1 protein-coding gene is annotated in these 246 nt (G+C 63.4%); it reads left to right on the top strand.

The window, feature by feature from the left end; translation table 11 throughout:
- Positions 1 to 246 (top strand): Ig-like domain-containing protein (locus NV64_RS16530; RefSeq protein WP_199177684.1); only part of this gene is annotated, 246 nt, incomplete at both ends.

Genomic DNA, 246 nt, shown 5'->3' with positions numbered 1-246 from the left:
AACGGCACCCTGTCCGAGCTGATCACCACAGACGGCGGCGTGACCTGGACCGGCACCTACACGCCGAACGCCGACGTGACCGATGCGACTAACCTGATCGTCCTGAACCAGACGTACGTTCGTGATGCCGCAGGCAATATCGGCCAGGGCCTGGTGTCCTCGGACAACTTCGCCATCGACACGCAGCTGCCAACCGCCACCATCCAGCTGAGCGATACGGCGCTGAAGGCGGGTGAGACATCCACC

This window comes from Erwinia sp. B116 (genome assembly GCF_002865965.1).
Classification (GTDB): Bacteria; Pseudomonadota; Gammaproteobacteria; order Enterobacterales; family Enterobacteriaceae; genus Erwinia.
This window is presented reverse-complemented; position numbering and strand designations above follow the sequence as displayed.